Here is a 4,463-nt window from a genome sequence, read left to right on the forward strand (position 1 = left end):
ACCTCCCAGAGAAGGCTCCGTCCCGCATCGCGACGGTCTTCGACATAAAACTCGACCGCACCCCCCGCCTGGGCGTCCCTCGGACCCACCACACGGTTGACGACGAAAAAGGCTGGGAAGAATACTGTACCAAATTTGCAAAATAAGTAGAAGGAAAGAGCACGCGAAACTCCATGCATGCAGAAACATCTCAATGACGGAGCGGTTGTAGTTCCCCGCTCATTCAGATTAATTAGGAGATGTCATGATGCGAAAAGTTTTTCTTGCTTTTTGCGTTTTAGTATGCCTCAGCCTGGCGATTGCTTTGGCTGCAACAACAGATATGCCAAATAAGCCAAAACCTGATCCACGCATGGAACAAAAGGTTGCCTATTCGGCGGATGCCAAGATGTTAGATGATGTCTGCAAAGACCTGACCAAGCTCACAGGGGTAACTATCAAGGCCGGGTTTAACAAACGGGACTGGAAGAGTAAAGAGCACAGAGTCACATTGCGCTTTGTTGACCTACCACTGGGAGTGGCGCTCCGCCAACTAGCAGGCACTCTCCACTTCAGCCTCTACCGCTGGAACAAGCCCAAGGAACCCGAGTACTATATTTGGCAAGACCTGAAGATGCGCAATTACGAGGAAGCCATCCGTTCTTCACAGCGTGAACAGCGTGAAAAGGAAATCCGAACATTCCGGCAAAAAGCAATGGATGAGGCTCAAAAGGCACTCGACATGAAACCAGAAGAGGCTCTTAAGCTCAAAGAAAGCAATCCCTGGCTGGCTTACATCGGCGGGACAGAAACCGGACGTGCCTATGCGCAACTTCTACTTGGTTTACCACCCGAAGCCAAAGAACTCATGCTTCGTGGCCTTATAGTCAGTCTTCCACTAGCTGATTTGGCTCCAGAGCTTGAGAAAGCGGCAAAACAGTTAATGCAAGGCAGTTGGATCGCCTACTGGGTTGGGGATGATATTACCCATATGGACCCCCCAACCCATTTAGTGTTCACACCTGAAACCGGTTCGAGCGATTCAGGGATGAGAGGGAATCTGATCGTGGGCACCTATGAGCGTAAGGAGGGAACAACCTGGGTAGGAAGTCCAGGAGATGACTTGGGAGATCTCTGTAAATGCGGTGAGATGATTCTAAACAATGCCAATAGCCCCGATGCTCATGAAGAGGGAGAGAAGATGTTTCGGCTAGAGGCAGGCGAAACCTGGGATCAAATAATGGCGGAGGACTCGAAGAAAACACCGCTTGCAAAACTAGCAAAACTAGAGCAGATACAATCCAAAATGGCACCCAATGAACAGGATCTTCTTGTTACTGTACGACCAGAAAAGCCGGATGAAATCAACAAGGATGCCGATATCCTAACTAGAATCCTCGATCAAATAACTTTGCAGACTAAGTTGTCGATCGTGATGGAATATCATGATATATTCGACCGTCCAAATGAGCCCTTTAAAGGTATACGACCTACGGATACTCAACCGCTTTACAAAATTCTTGCTCTACTAGAAGTGGTCGGATTTGAATGGGAATACCATGAGCATGTTATCTCCCTACGGCCCAAAGATTGGGCCATTCAACGCTCTTATGACATCTCAGAAAGTTTCCTTGCCACTTATCGTGATAAGCTGAAAAAAGAAGGCTTTTTTGATTTAGATACCATAGCTAACATCGCCTCTTCACTTACCGATGGTCAGATAGACCACCGCTATGTAAAAGACTTAACGCTCATGCCAACTTATTTTGATTTGGAGAGTCGGTCCCCATTGCGCTTTTATGGCAGCCTCTCAACTAAGCAAAAGACTCTCCTGAAAAGCTCAGCAGGACTTCCATTTGAGGCATTAAATGACCAACAATGGCAGTTGTTAACGACCATGATTGGCTTTCAAGTCGGCGAGAAAGATATACAGAGTGGGATGGTCCGCCTTCCAGCCCCTCGTGAGATTTGGCCTCGCGATGATAAGGGTAAAGAACTGCGGGGCAAGATTCCGGATGCGTTATTGTACAATCTCGTGATGGAAATTACAGGGGATGAGCAAAGCCAGCCAATAACGATCAAACGGGAGATGTCAGTCCAGTCTAAGCAATCTCTTGATGAGTTCCACGCCGCTCATGTGGAAACCCTTGAGCAATGGAAGAAGGAGCGGAATCAGGTTTCCGACGGTCAAAAAGATAAAAATTGAACCTTCTTCATTCCAATAGGTAAAAACCCCTACTTCCCAAACTCCTTGGGCAAAGCTTTTATCTTGTCGGAAATTTCTCTTAGGAAGCGGGCGCCGCCTACGCCGTTGATTAGTCGGTGGTCGAAGTTTAGGACGAAACGGGCAGTTTTTTCCCATAGTATAGCGCCGTTGGGACCTTGGCGAGGTTCTTCGTAGGGAGCGCCTATGAATAGGGTAGCTACTGCTGGGGGGACTACTACCGGCACGGCAGATCGAATACCCTGGGCGGCCATGTTGGTAATTGAGACTTGGATCACGTCCAGTTGGTCAACCCCTTTGCGGGCGAGTTCAATTCGTTCTTGAAGGTGAGTGACGAAATCTTCGAAGCCATAGGTATCGGCTTTTGGCATGACTGCGGTGGTTAGTTCGTCATCCGGCAAGCTGACGGCAACTCCAATGAAAACATGGGCATATTCACGAATTGCATTATCCCCGATGAAAGCGGAACGAAACTTGGGATGATTATTCATCGCCTGAACGACGACCCAACAAATTAAATCCAAGCCCGATGGCCGAAATTTTCCGCCGCTTTTTTGCTTGATAAGCGAGCGCGTCTGCTCGATTGGATCCCATGAGCAATTCAACTCGATGCTGGCAGGAACCGCCTGTTGTGCCGCTCTTTTCAGCCGATAAGCCATTGTCTTCTGGCGAGTAGAAAGCGGTTTATCATGAAAATCCTGCACCGAACTCGCAGAAAGCCATCGTTCAATATCACTGACCTGCAAGCGCCCATCAGGATTACTGCGAAGGATCGAACGGGTTTCTTCTAGCGGGATATTATGATCACGGCAATAGGCTCGAACCCGCGGAGATAGCTCGCTATTGCGAATTGGGCCATCGCCATCTATAACTGAAGGAGTTAAACTAACTCCTGGAAGATTAACGGCAGTCTTACCCTGCATCGTTTGAGCTTGGCTAACGGGTGCATTAGAAACGGTTTCAACTGCATCACCTGAGTCGCTTATAACGGTCACAACCAGCGATTCGATGGGGAGAATATCACCCTCTTTCGCTTCCCATTTTCCTAAAATGCCTGCGACGGGTGAGGGGATTTCGAGGGTCGCTTTGTCAGTTTCGATTTCAAATAGCGTCTCATCACGGCTGACCGGATCGCCCGGTTGCTTTAAGAACCGAACAATTTGAGCTTCGACAAGACCTTCGCCTATTGGTGGAATTTTAATTGGAACTCGCGCCACTTTTTAGTACCTCATCGACTTTCGAACTGCGTCACAAACTTGAGCCACACTTGGCAATATATGCTCTTCTAAAATCGCATGGTAGGCGATATGAACGTCAGGGCGGGTGATTAGCTGAGGCGGAGCCGCCATCACATCCCAACTTTCAGGTCGAGATATTATCTCTGAAACAATCGCCTGGCCAAAGCTGCAAGTTACGTTATCTTCCTGCACGACAATCAACCGCCCTGTCTTGGCTACCGATTCCTGAATTGTTTTCCAATCACAAGGAACCAGTGTTTGGAGGTCAACTACTTCAAGAGCAATGTCCTCTTTCGCTAACTTTTCGGCAGCCTCGATTGCAACTTCAACGCAGTTGCCCCACACTACCGCCGTCGCATCTTGACCTTCAACCCTTACAATCGCTTCTCCAAGGGTTAACGGCTCATCCGGCACTGCTTGAAAATGCTTACGGAACAAGTGCTTTGGCAAGAGAAACAATACAGGGTCATCGCTTGCAATCGACGCCTTGAGTAACGATGAGGCATCGTGCGGGGTGCTTGGCATTACAATTTGCAACCCGGGAAGATGAGCATATAAGCCCTCGGCCGTTTGGCTATGCCAGGGACCACCGGATGGCAAATAAGCTCCACAGGGAGCAATCAACACCAACGGGCATTTGAATGCGCCATTTGAACGCCATCTTAAAGTCGCAATCTGATTGGCAATCTGATTGAACGCAGGAAGAGCAAAATCGATAAACTGTATTTCGAAGACCGGCTTATAACCCGCCATCGCAAGCCCGCCGCCGATACCCGCAATCGAAGCTTCTGCCAAAGGCGAGTTTACAATTCGCTCAGGGTATTTCGAAGATAAGCCCTTAGTGATCCCAAACACACCGCCCTTGGGGTCTTCGACATCCTCACCAAACATGATCACTTTAGGATCAGAAGCAAGCGCATTATGCAGCGTCTCATTCACCGCCGTTACCATCATCCAGGTCTCTTGTGGAGGTAAGTTCGATGTCTGCGGAGGCGGTGGCGGGGCAAGGATTTGCTCCATGG

3 protein-coding genes are annotated in these 4,463 nt (G+C 48.8%); 1 reads left to right on the top strand and 2 read right to left on the bottom strand.

Annotated elements, in window-relative coordinates; translation table 11 throughout:
* Nucleotides 1-244 precede the first annotated feature (244 nt).
* Nucleotides 245-2,185, top strand: coding sequence for a hypothetical protein (locus tag WCO51_10080; protein ID MEI6513606.1), 1,941 nt, complete (start codon nt 245-247; stop codon nt 2,183-2,185).
* A 29-nt stretch (nt 2,186-2,214) separates the two neighbouring features.
* Here WCO51_10080 and WCO51_10085 read toward each other — a convergent pair whose 3' ends face one another.
* Nucleotides 2,215-3,420, bottom strand: coding sequence for a 2-oxo acid dehydrogenase subunit E2 (locus WCO51_10085; GenBank protein ID MEI6513607.1), 1,206 nt, complete (start codon nt 3,418-3,420; stop codon nt 2,215-2,217).
* A 3-nt stretch (nt 3,421-3,423) separates the two neighbouring features.
* Nucleotides 3,424-4,463: transketolase C-terminal domain-containing protein (locus WCO51_10090; protein ID MEI6513608.1), on the bottom strand; the 1,040-nt coding region annotated here is incomplete at its 5' end.

It is taken from the genome of bacterium (assembly GCA_037131655.1).
Classification (GTDB): domain Bacteria; phylum Armatimonadota; class Fimbriimonadia; order Fimbriimonadales; family JBAXQP01; genus JBAXQP01.